The sequence below is a fragment of the Acinetobacter sp. TR11 genome (assembly GCF_027105035.1).
Taxonomy (GTDB): domain Bacteria; phylum Pseudomonadota; class Gammaproteobacteria; order Pseudomonadales; family Moraxellaceae; genus Acinetobacter.
Window position 1 is genome coordinate 1,720,047 of sequence record NZ_CP114256.1, and the last position, 24,418, is coordinate 1,744,464.

General features: G+C 37.3%; 26 protein-coding genes and 1 pseudogene. 15 read left to right on the forward strand and 12 right to left on the reverse strand.

The window, feature by feature from the left end; genetic code table 11:
• Position 1: 1 nt before the first annotated feature.
• The gene (locus O1450_RS08325) at positions 2 to 400 is read right to left on the reverse strand and encodes a hypothetical protein (protein WP_269228066.1); all 399 of its coding nucleotides are present in this window, start codon (positions 398 to 400) and stop codon (positions 2 to 4) included.
• Positions 401 to 635: 235 nt separating this feature from the next.
• Between O1450_RS08325 and O1450_RS08330 the strand changes: the two genes are divergently transcribed.
• Both O1450_RS08330 and O1450_RS08335 read left to right on the forward strand, forming a co-directional pair.
• Positions 636 to 1,286 (forward strand): potassium channel family protein, encoded by a 651-nt coding sequence (locus O1450_RS08330; RefSeq protein WP_004662292.1) that lies wholly within the window; start codon positions 636 to 638, stop codon positions 1,284 to 1,286.
• Between the two features lies 1 nt (position 1,287).
• Positions 1,288 to 2,625 carry a TrkH family potassium uptake protein gene (locus O1450_RS08335; protein ID WP_269228067.1) on the forward strand — a complete coding sequence of 446 codons (1,338 nt, stop codon included), beginning with the start codon at positions 1,288 to 1,290 and terminating at the stop codon, positions 2,623 to 2,625.
• On the opposite strand, the gene O1450_RS08340 is transcribed toward O1450_RS08335, so the two are convergent.
• The 4 genes from O1450_RS08340 to O1450_RS08355 all read right to left on the reverse strand — a co-directional run bounded on the left by O1450_RS08340 (position 2,613) and on the right by O1450_RS08355 (position 8,214).
• Positions 2,613 to 3,140 carry a cysteine peptidase family C39 domain-containing protein gene (locus O1450_RS08340; RefSeq protein ID WP_269228068.1) on the reverse strand — a complete coding sequence of 176 codons (528 nt, stop codon included), beginning with the start codon at positions 3,138 to 3,140 and terminating at the stop codon, positions 2,613 to 2,615. The two genes, O1450_RS08335 and O1450_RS08340, sit on opposite strands and share 13 nt — an antisense overlap.
• Entirely contained in the window at positions 3,141 to 4,310 is a 1,170-nt protein-coding gene (locus tag O1450_RS08345; protein WP_269228069.1) for a phospholipase A, read from the reverse strand.
• Positions 4,311 to 4,331: 21 nt separating this feature from the next.
• Positions 4,332 to 7,271: an insulinase family protein gene (locus tag O1450_RS08350; RefSeq protein ID WP_269228070.1), complete on the reverse strand. Its 2,940-nt coding sequence runs from the start codon at positions 7,269 to 7,271 to the stop codon at positions 4,332 to 4,334.
• 172 nt (positions 7,272 to 7,443) lie between these two features.
• Positions 7,444 to 8,214, reverse strand: a complete 771-nt coding sequence (locus O1450_RS08355; RefSeq protein ID WP_269228071.1) for a COG4705 family protein — start codon at positions 8,212 to 8,214, stop codon at positions 7,444 to 7,446.
• A gap of 180 nt (positions 8,215 to 8,394) precedes the next feature.
• Between O1450_RS08355 and O1450_RS08360 the strand changes: the two genes are divergently transcribed.
• The 8 genes from O1450_RS08360 to O1450_RS08395 all read left to right on the forward strand — a co-directional run bounded on the left by O1450_RS08360 (position 8,395) and on the right by O1450_RS08395 (position 14,260).
• The gene (locus tag O1450_RS08360) at positions 8,395 to 9,408 is read left to right on the forward strand and encodes an adenosine kinase (RefSeq protein ID WP_269228072.1); all 1,014 of its coding nucleotides are present in this window, start codon (positions 8,395 to 8,397) and stop codon (positions 9,406 to 9,408) included.
• Positions 9,409 to 9,424: 16 nt separating this feature from the next.
• Positions 9,425 to 9,730 carry a Rieske (2Fe-2S) protein gene (locus tag O1450_RS08365; RefSeq protein ID WP_087545480.1) on the forward strand — a complete coding sequence of 102 codons (306 nt, stop codon included), beginning with the start codon at positions 9,425 to 9,427 and terminating at the stop codon, positions 9,728 to 9,730.
• Between the two features lie 22 nt (positions 9,731 to 9,752).
• Positions 9,753 to 10,364 carry an OB-fold-containig protein gene (locus O1450_RS08370; RefSeq protein ID WP_171062101.1) on the forward strand — a complete coding sequence of 204 codons (612 nt, stop codon included), beginning with the start codon at positions 9,753 to 9,755 and terminating at the stop codon, positions 10,362 to 10,364.
• A 568-nt stretch (positions 10,365 to 10,932) separates the two neighbouring features.
• Positions 10,933 to 11,124 (forward strand): cytochrome oxidase putative small subunit CydP, encoded by a 192-nt coding sequence (cydP, locus tag O1450_RS08375; protein ID WP_005160022.1) that lies wholly within the window; start codon positions 10,933 to 10,935, stop codon positions 11,122 to 11,124.
• Entirely contained in the window at positions 11,124 to 12,701 is a 1,578-nt protein-coding gene (locus O1450_RS08380) for a cytochrome ubiquinol oxidase subunit I (protein ID WP_269228073.1), read from the forward strand. The genes cydP and O1450_RS08380 overlap by 1 nt, the downstream gene beginning before the upstream one ends.
• Complete coding sequence (gene cydB, locus O1450_RS08385; RefSeq protein WP_269228074.1) at positions 12,698 to 13,843, forward strand: cytochrome d ubiquinol oxidase subunit II; 1,146 nt, start codon at positions 12,698 to 12,700, stop codon at positions 13,841 to 13,843. Before O1450_RS08380 ends, cydB begins: the two co-directional genes overlap by 4 nt.
• A gap of 14 nt (positions 13,844 to 13,857) precedes the next feature.
• Complete coding sequence (gene cydX, locus O1450_RS08390) at positions 13,858 to 13,959, forward strand: cytochrome bd-I oxidase subunit CydX (RefSeq protein WP_002120988.1); 102 nt, start codon at positions 13,858 to 13,860, stop codon at positions 13,957 to 13,959.
• Between the two features lie 4 nt (positions 13,960 to 13,963).
• A complete protein-coding gene (locus tag O1450_RS08395) occupies positions 13,964 to 14,260 on the forward strand; it encodes a cyd operon YbgE family protein (RefSeq protein WP_269228075.1) in 297 nt (98 codons plus the stop codon).
• A gap of 46 nt (positions 14,261 to 14,306) precedes the next feature.
• Here O1450_RS08395 and O1450_RS08400 read toward each other — a convergent pair whose 3' ends face one another.
• On the reverse strand, positions 14,307 to 16,478 hold the full coding sequence (locus O1450_RS08400) for a TonB-dependent siderophore receptor (RefSeq protein WP_269228076.1): 2,172 nt from the start codon (positions 16,476 to 16,478) through the stop codon (positions 14,307 to 14,309).
• A gap of 170 nt (positions 16,479 to 16,648) precedes the next feature.
• Here O1450_RS08400 and O1450_RS08405 point away from each other — a divergent pair, with 170 nt between their 5' ends.
• The 3 genes from O1450_RS08405 to O1450_RS08415 are packed head-to-tail and all read left to right on the forward strand — an operon-like array spanning position 16,649 to position 18,842.
• Positions 16,649 to 16,906 (forward strand): hypothetical protein, encoded by a 258-nt coding sequence (locus tag O1450_RS08405; protein ID WP_081401495.1) that lies wholly within the window; start codon positions 16,649 to 16,651, stop codon positions 16,904 to 16,906.
• Positions 16,907 to 17,194: a hypothetical protein gene (locus O1450_RS08410; protein WP_005212618.1), complete on the forward strand. Its 288-nt coding sequence runs from the start codon at positions 16,907 to 16,909 to the stop codon at positions 17,192 to 17,194.
• 1 nt (position 17,195) lies between these two features.
• Entirely contained in the window at positions 17,196 to 18,842 is a 1,647-nt protein-coding gene (locus O1450_RS08415) for a PepSY-associated TM helix domain-containing protein (protein WP_269228077.1), read from the forward strand.
• 55 nt (positions 18,843 to 18,897) lie between these two features.
• On the opposite strand, the pseudogene O1450_RS08420 reads toward O1450_RS08415, so the two are convergent.
• The 6 genes and pseudogenes from O1450_RS08420 to O1450_RS08445 form a co-directional block, all read right to left on the reverse strand.
• Positions 18,898 to 19,422: pseudogene (locus O1450_RS08420) on the reverse strand (GNAT family N-acetyltransferase).
• Positions 19,423 to 19,486: 64 nt separating this feature from the next.
• Positions 19,487 to 20,161 carry a YccT family protein gene (locus O1450_RS08425; RefSeq protein ID WP_269228078.1) on the reverse strand — a complete coding sequence of 225 codons (675 nt, stop codon included), beginning with the start codon at positions 20,159 to 20,161 and terminating at the stop codon, positions 19,487 to 19,489.
• Between the two features lie 222 nt (positions 20,162 to 20,383).
• Entirely contained in the window at positions 20,384 to 20,980 is a 597-nt protein-coding gene (locus tag O1450_RS08430; protein ID WP_004662314.1) for a nitroreductase family protein, read from the reverse strand.
• A 175-nt stretch (positions 20,981 to 21,155) separates the two neighbouring features.
• Complete coding sequence (gene ftsY / locus O1450_RS08435) at positions 21,156 to 22,274, reverse strand: signal recognition particle-docking protein FtsY (protein WP_269228079.1); 1,119 nt, start codon at positions 22,272 to 22,274, stop codon at positions 21,156 to 21,158.
• Between the two features lie 120 nt (positions 22,275 to 22,394).
• Complete coding sequence (locus O1450_RS08440) at positions 22,395 to 22,724, reverse strand: hypothetical protein (RefSeq protein WP_269228080.1); 330 nt, start codon at positions 22,722 to 22,724, stop codon at positions 22,395 to 22,397.
• A 107-nt stretch (positions 22,725 to 22,831) separates the two neighbouring features.
• Positions 22,832 to 23,191: a hypothetical protein gene (locus O1450_RS08445; RefSeq protein ID WP_269228081.1), complete on the reverse strand. Its 360-nt coding sequence runs from the start codon at positions 23,189 to 23,191 to the stop codon at positions 22,832 to 22,834.
• 233 nt (positions 23,192 to 23,424) lie between these two features.
• On the opposite strand from O1450_RS08445, the gene O1450_RS08450 reads away from it, so the two are divergent.
• Both O1450_RS08450 and O1450_RS08455 read left to right on the forward strand, forming a co-directional pair.
• Positions 23,425 to 23,658, forward strand: a complete 234-nt coding sequence (locus O1450_RS08450; RefSeq protein ID WP_004662320.1) for a hypothetical protein — start codon at positions 23,425 to 23,427, stop codon at positions 23,656 to 23,658.
• A gap of 299 nt (positions 23,659 to 23,957) precedes the next feature.
• Complete coding sequence (locus tag O1450_RS08455) at positions 23,958 to 24,329, forward strand: DUF2750 domain-containing protein (RefSeq protein ID WP_004662322.1); 372 nt, start codon at positions 23,958 to 23,960, stop codon at positions 24,327 to 24,329.
• Positions 24,330 to 24,418 lie beyond the last annotated feature (89 nt).

Here is a 24,418-nt window from a genome sequence, read left to right on the forward strand (position 1 = left end):
TTTAAGGTTTTATTTCTGCTAGTCTTTTTGATAATTCAGTATCATTTCCATCCAGCAAAGGGGTACCTTCGTAATAAAATTTACTTATATATTTACCTGCATTATCAATTTTCATCACAAGACCACACCAAGTCTCACCAACCATATCACTCTTCCAAAATAAATTATCTTCAGCCTCTATCAGCTCGAAAGAAACGGGTATAGCAAGTCTTTGAGATTCATTATATTCATTCATACTTGGTGATAGCCAACATTTGGCAGTAGATCCACGCCTCAGATCTAGACTCTCATCTTTAAGCCTTTCAACATAATAAATAATTTCCCTCCAATTTTTAGGAGCTACATATACAATTTCTTTTAATATATTATTAAGGAGTTGTGTTTTTACTAAGAAACTCATTTTTATCCACTAACCTTGATCTAAAATTGATGTTTACCCTTAAAAAGAGTTACTGAATACAATTAACATTGTAAACAAAATTTACAAAGCATGTTGCTTTGAAACCGCTTTTTTATTTTTATCAAAACAACAACTGATGTATCTTTGCCAAGCCAACAAAATCATTACAAACTAATAAATTGATCCATCTTAAAATGGATAAAAAGACATTTTTATCATTTAGTTAAGGACAGTTATGGCACAGTTTGCAGTCATTGGTTTAGGTAGTTTTGGGGCAACTGTTGCATTAGAGCTGACTAAATTGAATCATGATGTCATTGGGATTGATACCATCAAACGTAATGTCGAGAGCTTGGCTGACCGTATTACACACGCAGTGATTGCCGATGCCACCGATGAGCATGTCCTAGAAGAACTGAATATCCAAAATTGCGACGCTGTTGTAGTCGCAATTGGTGAAGATATTGAGGCCAGTATTCTCTGTGTTTTAAATCTAAAAAATTTAGGGGTGGATAAAATCCTCGTTAAAGCCAAAACTAAAGCCCACCACACTATCCTCTCCCATTTAAACGTCAGTAAAATTATTCATCCAGAAGAAGACATGGGTGTACGTGTTGCCCAAGCTTTAAATTACCCAATGGTCAGCCGTTATATGGCTTTGGATGATGATCATTATATTGTCAAAGTTCCAGTACAAGAAAAGCTGAATCATGTGAATTTATCAGGCATCTTAAAACAAGAACCCAATATCAAACTTTTATTACTGAAACGTGATCAACAAATTCTATATGAAACCGATGTGAATTTTACTCTACAGGCTGGAGACGTACTTATTTTAGAAGGCTCGCTCAGTCATCTCCGAAAGCTCTCAGGATGTTTTGTATAAAATGACTATAAAAATAAATACTCAAAAAATTTTTAACTTAAGTCCACCCTCCTTATTAGCGATTGGATTTCTGAGTTTTATTATCATTGGAACACTATTACTCAAACTCCCCATCGCTAATAAAGGCAATTTGAGCTGGATGGATGCCTTATTTACAGCAACGTCGGCTGTAACCATTACAGGTTTATCTGTAGTGAATTTAAATGAGTCTTTTAATCATCTCGGACAAGTTATTATTCTTTTATTAATCCAAACAGGCGGTTTGGGTTTTATGACTTTTGCTATTTTGGCAGCCTTAAGTCTAGCGCCTAAACTCGGGCTCAAACAACAAATGATGGCTCAAGATAGCTTAGGTCAAACCAGCTTATCTAAAGTAACATTTGTGGCAAAAGGTGTGGTGATTTATACACTTTTTTTTGAACTGATTGGCGTTATTATCTTAAGTACATCTTTTATACCTATTTATGGCTTTGACCGTGGATTATATTATTCAATTTTCTACAGTATTTCTGCATTCAACAATGCGGGTTTTTCGCTATTCAATAACAGCTTAATAAATTTTCAAGGTCATTATTTAATCTGTTTAACCATTAGCATACTCTACACCTTAGGTGGGATCGGCTTTCTTGTTTTAATTGATATCAAACAAAATAAACGTTGGAGTAAACTTACACCGAATAGCAAGCTAATCCTCAGTGCAATCGCGACACTAAATATTGTGGCTTTTATTTTGATTTGGCTTTTAGAAGCCAATAATCCACTTACTTTAGGTTCAATGAATATTGGTGAACAAGCCATGAATGCTTGGTTCCAAGCGACAGTACCTCGTTCATCTGGGTTTAACACCATTGATACAGGCGCAATGGAACACAGTACAACACTGCTCACGATGCTATTGATGTTTATTGGTGGCGGTTCACTGAGTACCGCAGGCGGTATTAAAGTCGGTACATTTGTCATTTTACTGCTCTGCGTCATTTCCTTTTTGCGGCGCAATGAAGAAATCCGCATCTTTAATCACTCTATTTCCCAAGAAACCACCTATAAAGCGCTTGCCGTCGCAGCAATTACAGGCATGCTGATTTTTGTCGGCTGCTTTACGCTTTTTCTTTTGGAGCCTAAACAGGATGTCTTAGATCTGATGTTTGAAGTGGTTTCTGCGGCATGTACGGTTGGTTTATCTCGAGGTGTAACAGGCGAACTACATGATGGTAGCCTATTTGTCCTGAGTCTATTGATGTATACAGGTCGTCTTGGACCATTAACCCTTGCCTACTTGATTGCTACACCAAAGAAAAGTCGTTTAAAACATGCCAATGCCAATATTCAAATTGGATAATCACCTAACGGCTGCTCAACCACAATCACCTGCCGACAAATTCCATCGGCTTGGCGTTGTTGTTCAAACGTACTTTTTGACATCACTTCAAAGTGATCACAGAAACTAATCTCTTGTTCATCAATTGAATAAATCAAAGATTGGTTTCCCACACCCTGTAGGGTGTCATAAAACACGATAACAAAGTGACCATTTTCAAATACCTGTTGAATCTCGGAATAAGTCAAAGCAGCCTGAATCGGAATCTGAAGACCTTGGGCATCCAAATAACTTTGCTTTTCTTTCTCATCAATATTCGGATCAGGGTCAGTATACAATGACACTTCAAAGCCTAATTTTTTCAGTGCCACAGCCAAAGCAATTGTAAAAGTTCCCTCCTGATGATCATGTCGACACAATCGAATTAGATCAGCAATATCAATACTTGTTTGATATTGCTTTAAAATCAACCAAACGGCGAAAACTCCACAATTTGCTTCAAGCTGTAATAATGGTTCTGGAATATTTAAACTCATTTAATACCAATTCATCAAAGACACGCCTAAACCAGCGTAAGTTGCACGATGGTTATAATCAATCAGGCTCTCACCATAACCATCAAACAACTGCAAATGTCCGCGCAATTTGCCTTTAATCGGGAAAGCCCAATCAAATTGAACAGCACCATGCGAACGATCACCACCTTTTAATGAATGACGCAGCATGAGAGAAAATTCATTTGCATTATGACGATAAAATGCAGTTAAATCGCCACGTCCCATATAATCCTTAATATCAGGATTATTATCGTCTTTTGCATTTTCTTCGACACGGTACCAAGGACGTACCATCAACGCAAAATTATCTTTTTCAAACCCTAAATTAAAAATTACACGGTTCCAACTACGTGATAATGGATCAGAACGACCATTGGATTGATGGTTTAAAGTCACACCTAACAGACGCGCATTTAAACCTAAAATTTCATAGTTGGTTCTAAACATCAAACTTGCTTCAGGCTCGTAATTGGTCTCACGAAAAGGTCTTGATTCTTCAGAATTATAAACTTGCCACCGAGAAGATTGCGTATATCCCAACCACAAATCACCATTATCACCCAGAATATTTTCTAAGGCTTTCGTTTTTAAAGAGATTTGAAACTTAGCTTCTGTAGAGGTTAAGTTTTGTTGATCTTTAACAGTATTGTTTGGATTGAGGCTACTAGGAAATTCATTCTTATCGCTGGTCCAAAATGCAGGCAGCAAATAAACGGGTTGATAAGCACGAATATTCCACACACCCAGTTTACTTTCTTCAGAAAGTTCCCAACGGCGGTCTAATAATGAAATATTTGGATCAAATTTAGGCGCAGCACCTAAGATGTGCAAATCACTTACTTTTTGAACAACCTTATCACGCAAAGTCGTGGGTTCAGCTTTTTCATTTTTGTTTTCTACCGATGGAGCAGCTACCGCAATGATTGGTTCGGCTGCTTGAACTTGTGGTGGGATGACTGTTGCAGCTTTAAAAAGACTGTCATAACAAGCCAAACGATCCGCATTTGAAGCCAATGCAACACAAGCCTCTACTGTTGCAGGTGCTGCAGGTATAGTTGTCTGCGCATTGACCATAGAACTAGCCAAAGTGCTCAGTGTCATAACGACACCAAGCTCCAAATGACCCCGCTCAAAAGATTTGAACGCCATAGATATCTCCAACTTTTTATTTTAATTAACTTGCTGAATATTAAATCCAAGTGCTTGCAGCTCATCACGTTTAGCAAATGGCGCAACGACTGCTTTTACTGGTTTTTGTTCCAGTAAATATTGTTTTGCAACACGTTTTAAATCTTCCAAACTCACACTTAATAAGCGCTCACGTAAAACTCTACGGAATTTTGGCGTACGTGCATGCAATAATGCATAACAAGCAGTAATTGCTTCGCCAGCAGGTGAACCAGGTTTGTCCATACCTGCGACTAATCCAAGAATTGCCTCTTCAAGTTGATATGGTTGCTGTTCAACGTTAAATAACCATTGCACACTTGCTTCAAAATCATTAAATGTTTCAACTAAGCGTGGATCGCGATAACTATAAAAACGGAATGAACAAGCATTACCATCGTAGCTTGCCCCACCACCATAAGCACCACCCTTTTCACGGATCGCACTATGTAAGAAACCATTACGTAAATACGCAGCCAATACCATCAATGGTGCTGCATCTGCATGTGCAACATCAACGGCTTGATAAGCAGAGCAGCAGAATTGAACATTCGTCTGAATGAGCCAAGCTTCATCATTCTCTGTATTGATTTGCTCAACTTGGGTTAAGCTTACAGGTGATTTATCGACAGCCAATTTATCCCAAACGTTTTGAATCTCTTCAACTAAAAGATCCGATTGATGCTCTTCACAGACCAACAAGAATTGTTTAGGTGCTTGTAATAACTTGCGATGAATCGCCTGTAATTCCGTAATCAAGGCTTGATAAGCCTCATCATCTTGGTCAATCTTATTGACAAGATCACTCAACCAGTTCAATGCACCTAAACCTGTATTGTGATAATCACGGCGAGCTAAAGCACTCATCTGACGTGACGCAGCCTGCATCGCATAGCTATGTCCAGAACCAGACAAACGTGACTGCCAACGGGTTTTACGTTGCTGCAATAATTCGATAATGCGATCTTTTTCGTCAAAACGCAGCTGCTCAAAGGCAAGTTTCAACAACTGAATAGAATCTAACTTTTGCGTAAGTGATTTTGTCGTCAGTGTTAACCAAGCACTAATTCGATCTTTATCATCCACTTTACTACGTAAAGATGCTCCCATTCCCAAACCGCCACTTACAGCCGTTTGGATTTGTTGGAATTCTAAATAATCATGCTCACCTGCGCCAACCTCACCCATCAAGATAGAAAGTAAGTTGAAATAAGGCGACTGTACGATTTCGTCTGGAATCTGAATCAAAACTTGTTGATAGTAAATGCCATTCGTGCCTGCATGATATAAATTTAATGGCGTATCTAAACCATTACTAATAATCTCACGCAGTTGGCCTTGAACAATATGCAAATCCGCAGGTACATCTTCCAAACCAACTTTAGGAAGTAACTCAAGATCATCAGCTGTATCTTGACGTTGTTTCAGCGCTTCCGTTTTTTCCTGAATTTCGACTTTCTGAGCATCGGTTAAATTCACCGTAATCTCAGCCAATCGTGCTTGCTCAGCTTGCTGCTCTTTGACTGATTTAGTTGCATCAGGCACTAAAGTCATTTGCACACGATGTGGATTATCCAACAAATGAATTTGAATCAAGTTAGACAACCACATTGGGTCTTTCAGTTCTTCTTTAACTTGCTCAATCGCAGCATCCACATCCCAGACATGGATTGGATCATTATGGTGAATTGCACTGCCTAAACCATTTAAAATAAGGCTTAAACCATATGGCGTACCATCACCATTGATTTCACGTTGATGCAATTCAATTTGATGCAAAATCGCATCAACCAGATCAGTATCAATCGGTTTTGATGCTGCTTCTTTCAAAATATCTAAAACACCATTTTTAAATGTTTCAGCATGTTCTTCATTCGAGCCTTGTACGCCACAATAGAATGTCATTTCAAAGTTACTATCATCAACGCCCATCAATGGACCCGTTGACTGTGCATAACCACAAGTTTCTAAATAATGACGCAACGGCGACGCTGAATTTTCTAATAAAATCCCTTCTACTAAACGCATGCCTAAACGCAATTTAATGTCACTGGTTTCAGGTAGTAACCATGACATCACATGATAAGTTTTATCTTTTAGGTCTTCGCTATCAACTGCATAGCTTTCAGTCACCTCTATTGGTGCTAATAAACGTTTTTCAGGTTTTGAATATAATGTTGTACCCTGAGAAAACTTATTTAATGCTAATTTTTCAAACTGCTCCTGTAAATCATAGGCAGTTTGATTACCAAAAGTCATAAAGACTGCATTACTTGGGTGATAATGTGTTTTATAAAAATCAATAAGCTGTTCGTAGGTTAAATCAGGAATGTCTTTTGGATCACCACCTGAATTATAATGATAAGTCGTTTCAGGGAATAAATGATGTGCCAATTGGTGATAGAGCTGATCTGTAGGCGAACTCATCGCTCCTTTCATTTCATTGAACACCACACCTTTATAAACGGCTTGATCATTCTCTAATTCAATGCGGATGCCTTCTTGAGCAAAATCTAAAGGATTTAAATTTGCAGCGAATGCAGCATCTAAATACACTGACAATAAATTCTGAAAATCTTTTTTATTCTGTGTCGCAAATGGATAAGCTGTCCAATCTGCTGCTGTGAACGCATTCATAAAGGTATTTAATGAACGACGAATCATTAAAAAGAATGGGTCGCGTACAGGAAATTTTTCAGAACCACATAAAGCTGTATGCTCTAAAATATGCGCAGCGCCTTTTGAGTCCATTGGTTGCGTTCTAAAAGCCACTAAAAACACATTTTCATCATGGTTCGTAGCTAAATGATAGTGAACTGCACCAGTAATTTTGTGCTTATATTCTGAAACTTGAATATCGAGTGCTTCTACATGGTGTTGACGTAATAGCTGAAACGCGGGATGAATAGTTTGAGTAATGCTTTCAGTAACATCTACAGTCATGTGATCTCCAATTTATCTATTTAAATAACACTAATTTAATATAGAGAGTCTACCGAAGAATACACATGGATATCCATGTAAATTGGTATGTTTTTGTAGAAAAATGCGCCAACCAAAATTCAACGCATTTTTTCTCTGTGATTTCATCGAATATAAAAATATTTACGTTGGATTATAAGCGAGTGTTCTGATGTTTCGACCAATATACACACCCGAGGATAACCACCAACAATACTATAGAAGCTGTAAAACGGCTCAAGTCCAGCCCTCCAGAACTGAGTGGCTTATCCAAAAAATCTCCAACTACAGCGCCCAATGGACGAGTCAATACAAAAGCAGCCCAGAATAATAAGGTTTTTGATACTCGTGTTAAAAAGTGCAGAGCAACAAGCAATAAAATCAATCCAGAAAATAAAGCAATTCCACCTGTATAACCCAAACCAGCAGTATCAGCAGACCAATCACCCAAAGCTGTTCCGAGTGTTTGTGAAAAAGTGATTGTGATCCAGTAAAACCACTCGGTACGAACATTATTGATTGTATCTGGCGAAATATTACCTTCTGATGTGTGCCATACCCATAAAGACAACAAGACCAACAACAATAATAATGAACTACCGCCGATATAACCAATCCCCAAAGACCGATCCATAAAGTCAGCCAACGTCGTTCCAACTGTTGTACTCGCAATGATCGTGAACCAGTATAGAAATGGTTGGTACGTTTTTGCACGAATCTGGCAGATAACCAACGCAATAAAAATGAAAGCAAAAATAAAAGTGCTAATCAAATAACCTAGATTAAGTGACATGGAAACAGCATCTCCAGCCGTTTCTCCAAAAGTTGTGGCAAAAATTTTAGTCAACCAGAATAAAGCTGTGACTTGTGGAACTTTTGACAAAAGTTCATGTGAACTGGAAGTTGTCGCCTGAAGTATTGCCATAGAATTTCGGCTCTTTGTTCATTAAATATGTTTATTCTTGATTGGTCCGCTTAAATAAAAATTAAAACAGATGAACGCAACAATTAACTATTTAGAGCTACGCTAATTTTTTCAACAAACTACTGTAATCCTGAGCATTAGTGTAAACTTTGCTTTTTGATTTTTAATGTGATGACAAACATGGCAACTGTTGATCTTTTTGCAATTGGTAATGCGCTGATTGACCAAGAATTTAAAGTCTCAAATGAGTTCTTAACACAACAATCGTTGCAAAAAGGCACAATGCAGTTGACCGATGGCGACACTCAAGCGGCTTTATATCAACAATTACAAGATACGCAAAGCTATAAAGGTCAAGCAAGTGGCGGTTCTGCTGCAAATACAACGGTTGCCTTTGGTGCTTTAGGTGGTACAGCTTTTTATGGATGCCGTGTGGGTAATGATGACCTCGGTACAATCTATTTAAATGGCTTAAATGCGGCAGGCATTCAAACAACAACGCAATCTATCAGTGAAGGCGTAACAGGTACATGTATGGTTCTGATCAGTCCTGATTCAGAACGTACCATGCACACATATTTAGGCATTACCGCTGAATTAACTGCTGAACAAATCGACTTTGAACCCTTAAAAACCGCAAAATGGCTCTACATCGAAGGTTATTTATCGACAAGTGATACTGCTCGTGTCGCGGTAAAACAAGCACGTGAACTTGCCAAAGCACATGGCGTTAAAGTCGCACTCTCACTGTCTGATCCTGCAATGGTGCAATATGCACGTCAAGGCCTAGAAGAACTCTTAGATGACGGCGTTGACTTGTTATTCTGTAACGAACAAGAAGCGCTAATGTTCAGTAATACTGAAACACTTGATGCAGCTATTGAAGTTTTAAAATCAAAGAATCAACATATTGTCATCACTCAAGGCGCAAATGGCGCAATCATCATTGATCCTAAACAACAATTCCACGTTGCTGGTCGCGAAGTTCATGCCGTTGATACTAACGGTGCTGGCGATGCTTTTGCTGGTGCATTCTTATATGCCATTAACGCTGGTTTAACTTTAGAAGCTGCGGCTCAACTGGCTATTTTAATTTCTAGTGAAGTTGTTGCACAATTTGGTCCACGCTTAGCCGTTGAAAACTATGCCAAATTATTTGAACAATTTAAAAATTCTCAACAGGAATATGCTTAAAATGGAAAAGATTTGCATGACTGAAGAAGTTCCAGATCGTGAGTCTCGTGCATATGACACCATGAAAGGAACAACAATCTTTATTACTCAGAAAGATGGTAGCTTTTACGCTTATCAAAATGTTTGCCCACATTTGCAAACTGAACTTGAGTATTTAGAAAATCAATTTTTAGATCAGGATCGTGAGTATATCCAATGCTCAACTCATGGAGCATTATTTTCAGTAGAAACTGGTGAATGTATTTCAGGACCATGTCTAGGTGAATTCCTTGAAAAAGTAAATTTGGAAGTACACTCTGATGGTGGTATTTATATTGACTAATACCTAAATCATGAATTCTGCGATGACTGAGTTTTTTTTAAATTACTACCTTATGCCATTTCACATGAGCGTAGTGGCTTTGATTTTGCTCAGCATTGCAGAAACAATTGGTATTTTTATTGGGTTACGTCCAAGTCATCTCGTAAAGAAAATGACACCAGAGTGGTTATTAAATTCACCGCTATTAGATGTAAAATTTTCTAAATACTTAATATTTGTATTTTTACTCATCAATTTTAGTTTTGCAGGTTATTTTCTAGAGCTTTCATTTTTTGCTTTACAACACTACTTTATCTCGCCTTACTATCTTTTTGTTCCTGCTTTGATCATCGACATCTTTTTTACAGTGTTTATGATTAATTGTCTTGACCAAGTGATTAAACCTAAAGTCACACATACTCACATTAACTTAGTGGGTCGCTTAGCAACAATTTCTACGGGTAATGCTCGTCCAGGCTTCTCTGCACAAGCACGTGTTCGCAATGAATTTGGTCAACTGTATTATGTACAAGTAGAGCCAGAATATGGTGAATTAGAGTTACAATCTCAAGTGTTGTTGATCAGTCAGAAATCCAATTCATACTATATTGCTAAAAAAATCTCTATTTCAAATAAACTATTTACCGCAGACTGAACCCAAAATCCGTTGAAATCTAATTGAAGCGATTAGAATTTTTTTCATTCATCATTAAAATTACAATTTGTTACATAAAGAAAAAGTAAAAAACGTGTAATCACCTCTTCCATTTCTATCAACTTATTGATCTAAATTTCAGACTAAAATGAAGGATGATATTTCACATATTTTTAAACCAAACTCTACCAATACACTAGGTTTTGCGCAGAATCCATTATAAGAATTACTTAATTGTATAATCAATTCTTTAAATGATTGTAAATATTATATTTTTTTATATTCATACTATTTTAGTTGGTTTAAATTTTTTTAACTAAGTATAAATCAAACCTTTTTAATCAGATTTAAAAATATAAATACAACTGTTTTAATCAGTTTTTTAAATTAATTCATATTATTTTAGTTGGGTAATAATAATATTTTCAAAATTTAACCAAAATTTATTTAAACAATTGATTTTTATATAAAATAAAAATTAATTCAATTTAAAAGCCTTAAAGGTTTATTTTTAATGAATTTTATTTAATAATGTTTTACATGTTTTTTAAATATGAGGCGAAGTTCTATGAACATGAGTTCTCAAGATCAAAATCGAAGATTAATCAGAGAAATTACGATTATTCTTATTATTAAAGTTGCCCTTCTCATGGTGATTAAACATATCTGGTTTGATGCCCCAACGATTCCAAAAGATTTTAACAATGAAGTTGCCGAGCGTATTGCTGGTGACATGTCCAAAACTCAGGAGACACGTTGATGATTTCTGAAAGCGTGGTCGATCTTTCGCGGTTCCAATTTGCAATGACCGCAATGTATCACTTTCTTTTCGTCCCTCTAACTTTAGGTCTAGCTTTTATTCTTGCCATCATGGAAACCACTTACGTGATTTCTGGTAAAGAAATTTACAAAGACATGACCAAATTTTGGGGGAAACTCTTCGGGATTAACTTTGCCTTAGGTGTAACTACTGGTTTAACGATGGAATTCCAGTTTGGTACCAATTGGGCTTATTATTCTCACTATGTAGGCGACATCTTTGGTGCACCGCTTGCAATTGAAGGCTTAATGGCTTTCTTCCTAGAATCGACTTTTATCGGTCTATTCTTCTTTGGCTGGGATCGTCTTTCTAAAGTTCAACACTTAGGTGTAACTTGGCTAGTTGCGATTGGCTCTAATATGTCAGCCTTGTGGATTCTCATCGCGAATGGTTGGATGCAAAACCCTGTTGGTGCTGCATTTAACTATGAAACCATGCGTATGGAACTTGTAGACTTCGGAGCGTTGATTTTCAACCCTGTTGCTCAAGTTAAATTCGTACATACCGTTTCTGCTGGTTATGTCACAGGTGCAGTTTTTGTACTCGCTATCTCAAGCTATTATATGCTAAAGAAACGTGATATGCCCTTTGCTCGTCGCTCTTTCGCGATTGCTGCAATTTTTGGTTTAGCTTCAACTTTCTGCGTCATTTTACTTGGTGATGAATCAGGTTATGAATTAGGTGATGTGCAAAGAACTAAACTCGCTGCAATTGAAGCTGAATGGCACACTGAACCCGCACCTGCCGCATTTACTTTATTTGGTATTCCTAACCAGAAAGAAATGCGTACCGATTATGCAATTAAAATTCCGTATGTTATGGGGATGATTGCAACTCGCTCGACAGACAAAGAAGTTACTGGCTTACATGACTTGATGAAAGAGCATGAAATCCGTATTCGTAATGGTATGGTGGCGTATAGCGAATTAACAAAACTCCGTGCAGGCGATCAGTCCCCAGAGTTACTTGCATCATTTGAAAAAAATCAAAAAGACTTAGGCTATGGTCTGCTATTAAAGAAATATACACCGAATGTTGTTGACGCAACTGAAGAACATATCAAAGCAGCAACTAAAGATACCATTCCAAATGTCGCTGCATTGTTCTTCTCGTTCCGTGCGATGGTGGCTTCTGGTGCATTAATGTTATTACTTTTCCTACTGGCTGCATGGTCAGTCGCTAAACGTAATGCCGAAACAAAACCATGGTTACTTAAATTTGCTCTATTTGCTCTTCCACTACCATGGATTGCAATTCAAACAGGTTGGTATGTAGCTGAAGGTGGTCGTCAACCATGGTCTATTGGTGAAGTTTTACCAACACATCTATCTGCATCTTCTTTAAGCACAGGTGATGTATGGGGATCAATTATTGCACTTGCTGCGTTCTATACAGTACTTCTCATTATTGAAATGTACTTAATGATCAAATTTGCTCGTTTAGGTCCAAGTTCGTTACACACTGGTAAATATCATTTTGAGAAACTAGCTGCAAAAACTGGGGAGGCTCAATCATGATCGAATATGAACTCCTAAAAATTATTTGGTGGGTATTGGTTGGTGTATTACTCATTGGCTTTGCCCTCACTGATGGTTTTGATATGGGCTCAATGGCGCTGATGCCATTTGTAGGTAAAACTGATTCTGAAAGACGTGCTGCAATCAATACGATTGCACCCCACTGGGATGGTAACCAAGTCTGGTTTATTACCGCTGGTGGTGCACTTTTTGCCGCATGGCCAATGGTTTATGCTGTCGCTTTCTCTGGAATGTATTGGGCATTACTACTCGTTCTATTTGCGCTATTCCTCAGACCTGTTGGATTTGACTACCGTTCTAAATTAGAAAATACGCAATGGCGTACTTCTTGGGATTGGGGTCTGTGCATCGGTGGTGCTGTACCAGCACTAGTATTCGGTGTTGCATTTGGTAACTTATTTTTGGGCGTACCATTTAGCTTAGACGATACCTTACGTTCTCAATACACAGGCAGCTTCTTTGCATTATTGAATCCATTTGCACTGATTTGCGGTATCGTGAGTTTGTCAATGTTATCTGCTCACGGCGGTGCATGGTTAATGCTTCGTACTGATGGTGATTTACATAACCGTTCGGCTAAAGCAACTCAAATTATGGCAATAGTATTCCTTATATGTTTCTTAGCGGCTGGCGCTTGGTTATTCTTTGGAAATATCTCAGGCTATAGTTATGCTACTGCTGTTAATACTAATGCTGCATTAAATCCACTTGCAAAAGAAGTTGTCACTAATACCAATCATGGTTGGTTAAACAACTATGCAACTTATCCAATTACTATTGCTGCACCGATTGTTGCAATTTTAGGTGCATTACTAGTGATCATTAGCGCAGCGAAACATAAAGCGGCTGTGAGTTTTACTGGTACAAGCCTGATGATTGTGGGTGCAATCTTAACCGCTGGTTTTGCATTATTCCCATTCTTATTACCATCAAGTATAGATCCAACGTCAAGCTTAACAATGTGGGATGCTGTTTCTAGTCGTAAAACCCTTGGTGTAATGACGGTTGCTGCATGTATTTTTGTTCCTCTCATTTTGATCTATACCTCTTGGTCTTATTACAAAATGTGGGGTGTCATCACTAACAAACACATTGAAGAAAATTCACATAGTTTGTACTAATGAGGAGATGTGAAATGTGGTATTTTGCATGGATTCTAGGCATTTTGATGGCATGCTTCGCAGGTGTACTCAGTGCTCTGTATATCGAACACCATCAAGATTTAGATGAGGAATAATAAAATGGCTGAAGCAATGACAACACCGAAGAATAGTAAAGCGCAAGTGCTTGCAATGACCGTTTCGTTTTTGTTGGCATTGCCGCTTGCTGCTATTTTATTGGTACACCCATCATTAATGTTAGATGCTAATGGTCACTATAACCACAGTATGCTGATGCTCGTCATGGTCGGAATTTCTGGTGGTTTTATTCATGGTGTTGGGTTTATACCAAGATTCTGGTTATGGAAATGGTTATTTAGTCCTTATATTGCATGGCCTCTGATGATCTTAGGTTATTATATTTGGATAGGTCAATAACAATTTCCTAAAAGAAAGAGGCTGCCAAATTTGGCAGCCTCTTTTATTAATACTTAAAGGTAATTGAGCCGGTATAACTTCTTGGGTCACCATAAGTGTTTGCCCAAGTATTTAATCGGTACTCCTTATCGGTCAGGTTATTCACATTCAAACCTAGGCTCACATTCTTATTTAATTCATATTTCGCCATTAGATCTGCTACAGTAAATCCTTTTTGAGTATACAATTCAGCCTGTAGACCTTTTGCATTTTCATCATAGAATTTGCTTTGCCAACGAACACCACCACCAACTGTTAAGCTTGGCAACACAGGAATTTTATAAGTAACAAACACCTTAAACATATTTTTAGGAATATTGGCATTTACAGCCTTACCTTTTTCCTTACTTGAAACATAGGTATAACCTGCTTGCAAATTAAGGCCATCGACAACTTCACCATTCGCCTCTAACTCGAAGCCTTCAGTTTTAACACCTTTTGCTGTTCGATAGTAATTGTCATTTGCTTTCAACGAACTACTAATCTTCTTTGCCTCTTCTTCAGTTAAATACTTGCCAGCGACAACAGCCACATTATCCATTTTAGCCTGAAAATATGCAGCACTGAGATTTAAGCGATCTTCAAACAATGCCGATTTCAACCCGATTTCATAATTATCACCTTCTTGGGGATCTAAATATTCATAGTTATAATCACGACTCGTTTGAGGCAAATAAATATTGGTATAACTTGCATATGCAGTTAAATCAGAAGTGAGGTCAAAAGTCAGCCCTGCATAAGGTGTAACTTTTGCATAATTACTCAATATCTTATTATTATTATTAAACTTATAGTCAGAAACTCGGCTTCCTACAATCACATGTAAAGGTTCGATAGGATTCAGGCGAGTTGCAACATAGTAACCAGTTTGATCAAATTTTTTTAATGACTCACCTGATTTAGTAATTGTAGGTAAAGGAACATTTCCATCCCATTGCGATGGCTTAATACTATATGTACCAGTTGCATTATAAGTATCAACAGCATTGCGGATACTTTGATAACTTGCTCCAGCCATTAACTCATGTTCACGACCAAAAAGTTGATAGGGTCCCAATACACTCACATCAACCGAATGCTCTTTAGGGTTTGATGGATCACGACCAAAAGCAAAATTTGCTTTATCTTCACCATAGCGCGGTGCTGTTCCGATAACCCCATATATACCATCAATATTTTGATCAATATAATTATAGTTTCCTTGTACTTGCCAACGATTAGCAAACTCATGCTTTAAACTCGTAAAAGCATTCAATGTTTCTACTTTGCTATAAGCCCAGCGTGGTGCAGCATTAAAAGATGGTTTGTATGGATTACGAGTATTATCATAACCATACATGTCCAGCCCATGCACACTTAGACCATCAGAGCGATTTTGGCTGACCATTGTACCTACTGACAACTGAGTTTTTTCAGTTAAATCTGCATCAACAATACCGTAGAGTACCCCTTTACGAAAATCACCCCAATCTTTCCATGAGTCACCTTGCTCATATGCAGCTACAACACGACCACGTACCGAACCATCCTGATTTAATCCACCTTGTGCATCAAATTCAGAGCGCATATTATTCCAAGACCCACCACTCAACCTTACTGTACCTGTCGGTACAACACTCGTTGCATGTTTACGATTTAGGCCAACACTTGCACTTGGGTAACCCGCACCATTTGTTAAACCTGTCGCACCTTTAACTACAGTTACATTATCAAAAATAGCTGCATCTAGATTGCTCAGTGCAGAACCTGATCTAAAGTCCACAGCTGGTGCCGTCATTACACCATCAAGTTGATAATTAATAATTTGCTTTCCACGTGCATAATAAAATGCATATTCACCACCACGTCCAATCGCACCTTTGGCACCATAACGCATAACATGGATTCCAGGTGTCTGATTCAAAATATCATAGGTATCTTTGAGCCCCTGATCCTGAATCTGCTCACTGGTAATCACACTCACAGACTGTGGTGTTTCTTTTAAAGATAAATCCAGTTTGGTTGCCGATTTTGATTTTTTAACGGTATATGCAGAAGCTTCGTGATCAGCTTTAAGGTGAATAACAGGTAACACATCTGATTTATTTGAATTTTCTGATGCATCTCCAGCCCAAACCATGCTTGTAGAACTACCTAGCAGACTTAACATAATCGCTGTATATAAATTGTGGTGCTTCATGACTCCCCCGAGTATGTAATATTTTTTACATAATACATAAACGATAATAATTATCAATAGCATTTATATTTTAATATTTCAGCTAGATAGATTAAGTTTTTTAATTTATGCTTTAATTTTTAGTAAACATAAATGATAATTATTATCATTATATTTAACAGATTATCAACATGACTTTAAAACTGTTAGGGATCATGGTTTCACTACTTGCCTGTATGAGTGTTTATCTCAGCCACACCCATCAAATTTTTCTGAAAAAGCAGTTGTCTCGACCATTCTTCTACCTCGGACTTGTTGGCTTATTCGTCGGGTTAAGCATCTTGATTTATTGCTTACCCCTTTTGGTTGCTATTTTAATTTGGCTGGCAGTTGCTACGCTGGTTTGGTCATTTGCCCCCTTCATTATGCTCATGAAAAGGCCAACTTAAATGAACATGCTTAAACAAAAACTACAACCTGATTGGTGGACCAAAACATTTGTTGGTGCCGTTCTCGGTCTCAGCTTTGCAATGGCGATGGGAGCAATCATTCTTTTACTCAGTAAATCCAATGCTGATTCTTCGATTGCACCACAATTGGGAATGTGGTCAATTCCTTGGATTTGGCTATGCGTCTTTTTTATTGTCTATTTCATCCCGAAAGGCTGGCAAAGCTTAGTGATCTACAGTATTGCCAATGTCCTTGCTTATGCCCTGTTATTTTGGATAAGAGCTTAAAATGAAAATTCGTGCGGATATTATTAAAACAGGCAAAAACCTCCATACATGGGTTGGCATAAGCGCAGGTATTTTATTATTTATCTGTTTTTTTGCTGGTGGGCTAACGATGTTTCAACATCAACTTAGTCAATGGGCAGCGCCACCTCAGCAAAAGTTAGCAAAAATTCAAACCAACCAATACAACCAATTGGTCGAACAAGTTCAGGCTAAGTTTCCCGAAACACAAAAGGCATTCACTTTAAGCTTTAACTGGCCAGAAGGACATAATGCACCCATCCAATGGGAGGCAGCACATGAAGAAGCTGAAGATCATCATGGCGTTGATATTGCTCAAACAAGCATGATAGCAACACTCGATAACAATGGACAACTGATTGCCAAAGAAGAAAATGTATCTAAATTAGGTTGGCTGATTGAACAACTGCATGAAACTGCGGGTATCCCTGGCATGATGGGACACCATACCGCAGGTATAATGGTGATGGGCGTTGTGGCAGTTTTATACTTTCTTGCCATAATGTCGGGTTTAATCGTGTTACTCCCCACGCTGATCAGTGATTATTTTGCTGTGCGCAAAGGTAAAAACAAGAAACGCTTTTGGTTAGATACGCATAACGTCATTGGCATTACCAGCTTGCCTTTTCATATCATTATTAGCGTTAGTGTCGTCGTTTTTGCTTTTCATGATATTTTTTATGGCACACTCACCCAGCTGGTTTCGAAAGATAAGCCATTATTTGAACGTCCACCAGCCGTTAAGATTGTAGAGCCAAACCCGCAACTCGATGTAGAAAAAATTTTCCTCAATATTCAAAAAGCAGCACCAGATTATCGTATTGATGGCATTCGTTTTAACCAACTTGATAATCCTGAACGTGCATCTGCCTTTGTTGCTTTATATCATCCTGATCGTATGCTTCGTGGCGATACTTTCGACTATATGTCATTCAATCCGTATCAAAGCACACCTTATCCAACCAAGACCCTATCAACTGAAGAAAGTTCAGCAGCATCTCTGATCCGTTCAATGTTTGCCTTACACTTTGGTAATTATGGTGGTGAGCCAATTCGCTGGATCTATTTGATTTTTGGCTTAGGTGGCGCTTATCTGTTCTATTCAGGCAATATTCTGTGGATTGAAACTCGCCTGCGTAAACAGAAGAATCCCAACCTACTAGCACCGCAACAGCGTAAAGATGTCATGTTTATTGCCAATCTGACCATAGGTGCTTGCTTAGGTTGTATGTTAGCAATATTTACCAGTATGTTGATTGGTCGATGGGTCTATGTCATGCCATTGCAATTACAAAGTCATAACCATGTATTTATGTATAGCTACTATTTAGTATTTATTGCTTGTATTTCATACAGCTTTATTGTTGGTGCAGCAAAAGCTTTAGCTCAACTGTTCTTAGCTATTGCACTGGTTTTATTGCTGATTCCTGCGACTTCTATGCTTGCCTATGTGTTTCCAATCCAAGGACTTTGCTATTCAACAGGTCATTTGATTTGGATTGATATCACAGCTTTGATATTTACTTTAATATTTATACGTTTTTATCAACAAGCTAGAGATCGTGCGCAAGCCGCACCAATTGGTTCAATTTGGTCTACACAGAAAGTTGACCAAGAACCCTCTCACTGAAAACCAAACTTAAACCGTTGTCGATAGAGCCTTGATTGTTGCAATCATGGCTCTTTTATATACTCAAGATTTTTCTCATTTCAATTAGTTGAATAGGTACGATGGGTTGCCCTACTTCAGCCTCAATTGGATATTCACTTTTCCGTCCCGTTATTTGGTAACCGCGACGTTGATAATATGCCATCAACTCAGTACGAACATCTAGAACATACATGATTAAGCGTCGAACACTCTAATAGTTCTGAGTAATATAAGTTTCAACATAGTTAAGCATTTCTCTGCCATAACCTAAATTTTGAATTGTTGGATCAATCGCAAAAGTACCTATCTCGATATAATCATCATTCAAACTTAATCCAATGCAACCAACCAAAGAACCTTGTTCATTTTCACCAACAAGTAATTCAAAATTTGATTGATTTAGCTCTATATTTAGTTGCTCTTTGGTAATACGTGTTCCATCTACAAATGCTTTTTCTGTCGTCCAACTTCGACCAGACTGAGCCCGATAAGCCAAATTAATTAATTTAACCAATTGCGCTACATCATCAATTTTTGCATTTTTAATGTTTAAAGACATTTCTATTTTATACATTCAATAAAAAACCGATGATAACATCGGTTTTTTAAAATGGGCGAGTTAATTAGTTGGTTTGACCAGCTAACCACGCCATAAATTTTTGACGCTCAGCTTTCGATGCTTTTTGCCACAATTCTGCTAATTGTTGATCCGTTGTTTTTACAGCACCCGATACCGTTGTTGTCGTTATTGCAACAGAAGCGGCATTTGCTGTCCCTTCTGCATAAACAGGTGCAGGTTGATTCACGGTATTGTTCTTATTTTTTTGCGTTAGATCTAGCGTACGCCCAAGTAAACTACTACCTGTAAACCAAGGCTGTACTTCATTGTTAGCACCTGTTTGCTGCACAACAAGCTGCTTGCTTTGATCATATAAAGCAACAGTTGGTTGTTCAGCATATTTTTTTGCTTCACTAAAGTTCTTTGGAGCATTTATCAACGCTAAATTATACGCTTGATTGTCTTTCAGATCCGTTGCTTGAATTGTTACAACACCTGATTTAACAATATCATGCTCACCATTTAAATGATCAAAATATTCACGATAACGCACATTGACTGTTAGATTTCCAGCATCAACTTGATAGTTATTTTTCTTAGAAGGAATTAAACCATTATTTACTTCTTGACCATTTACCGCAAGAATCACGATTTCTTCAGGTGCAGTGATTGTGACTGCTGAAAAAACTGAACTACTTAACAATAACCCGAAAGCAGCAACACCAACTCTTAAAGACATTAGACTCTTCTCGATATAAACAATTTATTAAATCGTAAGCACTATGCTCTGCGATTATGACCATTTTATGACATAAAACAAAACTGTCTATTCCAACAATTTGCCTTTTTTAAGATATATACATTAGTTTTAATGCTAAGCGCCATAGTTCTTTTGGCGAATACAAACCTTAAATAAAAAAAGAGCACATTGAGTGCTCTTTTTAGTGATACGTATATTTACTTAGTTAAAAGTTTTGAAACGTGCAGCATCATCCATATAGGTTTTTTCACCAGCAGCCGCTTCAATAGAACCGAATACTAACTGGGCACGTAATTTCCAGTTTGATGGAATATCAAAAGTTTCAGCCACTTCGGCATCCACGATTGGATTATAGTGCTGTAATGATGCACCAACACCAATTTCAGATAATGCAGTCCATGTTGCGAACTGGGCAATCGCACTTGAATGTTCAGACCAAACTGGGAAGTTATCCGCATACAGTGCGAATTGCTCTTGTAAACCTTTTACAACATCTTGATCTTCATAAAATAACGCTGTACCAAAACCTGCTGAGAAACTATCAATTTTCGCACTAGTATTTGCAAATGCTTCTGCTGGAACCATTTTTCGTAAAGTTTCGCGAACAATTTCCCAAAATTTATGGTGTGATTCACCATATAAAGTTACAACACGTGAAGTTTGTGAGTTGAATGATGATGGGCTTTGTTTTACTGCTTCGCGAATTGTTTCTTCAATCGTTGCTTGGTCAACTGTAAGATTTTTACCAATTGCATAAATAGTACGACGTGATTTAATGCTATTTAGAAAGTTACTCATGTTGTTATTCCTACTATACCTTTAAGGCGTTATCTTGAATTGAATGTAGTGTATAACGATACATTTTTTAGGAATAGTCTAAAAAATATGACAGATCGTTTTATTTTTGAAACAATGCTATTTGTGAAATATAAAAAAACTCCACATTGTGTGGAGTCCTTTTAACATAAACTAATTACTTATCAGTTTCAAATAATGCCGCAACAAATGATTTTGCTGAGAATGGGCGTAAATCATCAATCTTTTCACCGACACCAATATAACGAATTGGTACATGGGTACGGCTCGCAATATTAAATAACACACCGCCTTTTGCTGTGCCATCAAGTTTAGTAATCGTAATACCTGTTAAGCCAACAGCTTCATCAAACAGTTGTACTTGATTAATCGCATTTTGACCTGTGCCTGCATCTACAATCAACATGATTTCATGTGGCGCAGTTGCATCAATCTTCTGCATCACACGTTTAACTTTTTTAAGTTCTTCCATCAAGTTTGCTTTATTTTGCAAACGACCTGCTGTATCTGCGATAAGAACATCAATACCCTTTGCACGCGCACTTTCAAAAGCATCAAAGATAACCGACGCACTATCAGCACCGTGCCCCTGAGCGACAACTGGAATATCGTTACGTTCACCCCAAATTTGTAGTTGCTCAGTCGCTGCAGCACGGAAAGTATCACCCGCCGCAAGCATGACTTTCTTACCTTCACCTTGTAAACGTTTAGCTAATTTACCAATAGTCGTCGTTTTACCTACGCCATTTACACCCACCATTAAAATCACATAAGGCGATTTATTTGGATCGATATGTAATGGTTTTACACGTGGCGCAAGTAATGCAACCAACTCTTCTTGTAATGCTTTGTAGAGTGCATGCGAATAAATTAGATCTCCACGCGCAGTTCTTTCAGTAAGATTCGCGATAATAGTTTTGGTCGCATCGACACCAATGTCGGCGATGAGTAACTGTTCTTCAACTTCTTCTAATAACTCATCATCAATTTCTTTGCCACCAATTAAGATATTGACCATACCATCCGTAAAACTACGACGCGTTTTAGTCAAACCATCCTTCATACGACCAAAGAAACCCGTTGACTTGGCTTCTTCTGTAACAGCAGGAACAGATGTTTCTTCCACAACTACAGGTGATGGCGTTTCAACAGTATTTTTAGCTACTGGCTCAATAATGGGAACATCAACAGCAGGTAAACTTGGTAATGTGACATCGTCATCTCCGATATCGGCATTTATCAAGAATTTATTTTGCATATTCGATTGCTGTTGCATGTCGATTCCTTGAGAAAAAAAGCAGCTTTTTTAAAAGATGGTCAGTCTAGCACAAATTGATTTCTTTTTCCTGACTAAGGCAAACTGTTCATTTATAAATAGAAATGAGTCGATTAAAACTTATTCATCTTCTTGTGCCATCGCTGGGTACTCTCTGATTCGACTAGATTCAAATTGATAAGCGTTCAAAAGCTTTAAATAATCTTCACGGCGAATCTGAGAATTTTCCAGTATATGTACTGCCATTTGTTGTGTTTTAGGATGACTGGCCTGCTGTGAAAACTGAAGCACTTGTTGATATTGCAAAGGATTAACAGGACGTTTCAATGCATAAAATGCAAGGATAAAAATAGACAAAATAATGATACTGACCAAAGCATTATAAAATTGGTCAATTTTCAACCCCAATTTGGATTGTAAAACTTTATGTTTAGAAATTATAGACAGCATAATCTACCTCGAATTAGATGTAGTGTATGTGTCTAGCTCGCTTAGGACAAGTGTAGCGTTCAATAATTCACCGCCAGTAAGTTTATTGAACGCTCATATGGTATTAATCAACTCATAAGCGAACGGACAAAGGCGAAATATAAAATGAATGCAATAATCACAAGTGTCAAAAATATAGCAAACATCCCTACACCACTTTCAGCATCAGCTGGATGTAAATCATCATCATCAGCAATACGTTTCAACTCGCCATTGTAAATATCATAAAACCTATCTTTTTGTTCAGGGCTTAAATGACTTGCGAAATCGTAAACCCTTTTGCGCTGTGCTAAACAATAGTCACCTAAGTGAATCTCCTGATGAAAGATTGCCTCATCGAGTAATTTACGATGATGATGAGCTAAAGCAATAATTTGGCTTTCTGCTGGTGGCACATCGAAATTGAAACCATCAATTACATTTGACATATTCTTCTCCTTATCTATTTCTATTATTTTCACTTTGATTTTACTTAAAAATATTTGGCAAAACTGTTTAATCGTGTAAGCTTACAAATAACATAATGACACGCAATATATTTGACAATTCAAGTAATCTTGTCATAATAACTTCATAATTCAGAGTTATAGTGACTTAAATTCAAAGTAAAGTATCTTTGAATAGAATTTGAAGTAATCATAATTAGAATAAGGAGTTATATATGATTCAACATTTTACACAACATGAACTAGAACATGTGTATGCAAATGCGGTGAATACAATTCAATCGCAAAAAAACTTTCTAGATGCAGTGAAAGAGCTTGAACAAGTGGCTCAAGCAGGTCACGGTAAAGCAGCATTATTTTTAGCGGAACTGTATTATCAAGGTTTTCGAGTAGAACGTGATTCTTTGAAAGCTCAATATTGGCAAAAGTTAGCAACAATGCAAGCATAAGAAAACGTCACTCAGGTGGCGTTTTTTAATACCTTCTTAAAACATACAACATCACGCCCTGACACGATCTAACTTGCGCCGCATCAAAGCTTTGATTTTCTCAGGTAGTGTTAACTTTAATAAAAAATATTTCTAGAGTCTTTCTGAATTGCTTTTATCTGATGCAAAGATTGAATAATCAAGATGATATTTTGACTCAAAAGAATATTTGCTTACGATTTAGATCAATTGTTTAAACATAAATGCCATATAAATTTCTTATAATTAAACATGAGTTTAAATAAAATTAGTTTACGAACATGTATCGTTTTAATAATTTCCAACCAGTATCACGTGAGTTGATGATTAAAATTTCAATTCTAAAAACAATGATGTATTGTGGCGTACTTTGGGGTTTATATCATCAAGGTTGGGCAATCAAGTCCGATCACGATGGTCATGTATTCCCATTTTGGTTGAATGGCGTACAAGCACACCGTTATGCAAAATCAAATTGGAAAAATTATAAACCACGTAAAATTACACCAAAAGATTTTCATGAATCACTCTTACCAACCTTAACGCGTTTACAAGTAGAGCCTGCTCTATTTAATTCTTCGCATCGCAAATTCAAACTTTCGACACAACAAATGCAGCATTTCTTTTTTATGCCAGAACCAGTTATGGCGTAATAAATTTGCCCACCAATCATGATGACTTTTTAGACATTCACATGAGAAAGTTATCATTGTTGCGCATTTAGGGCTTTGCAATTAAAAAA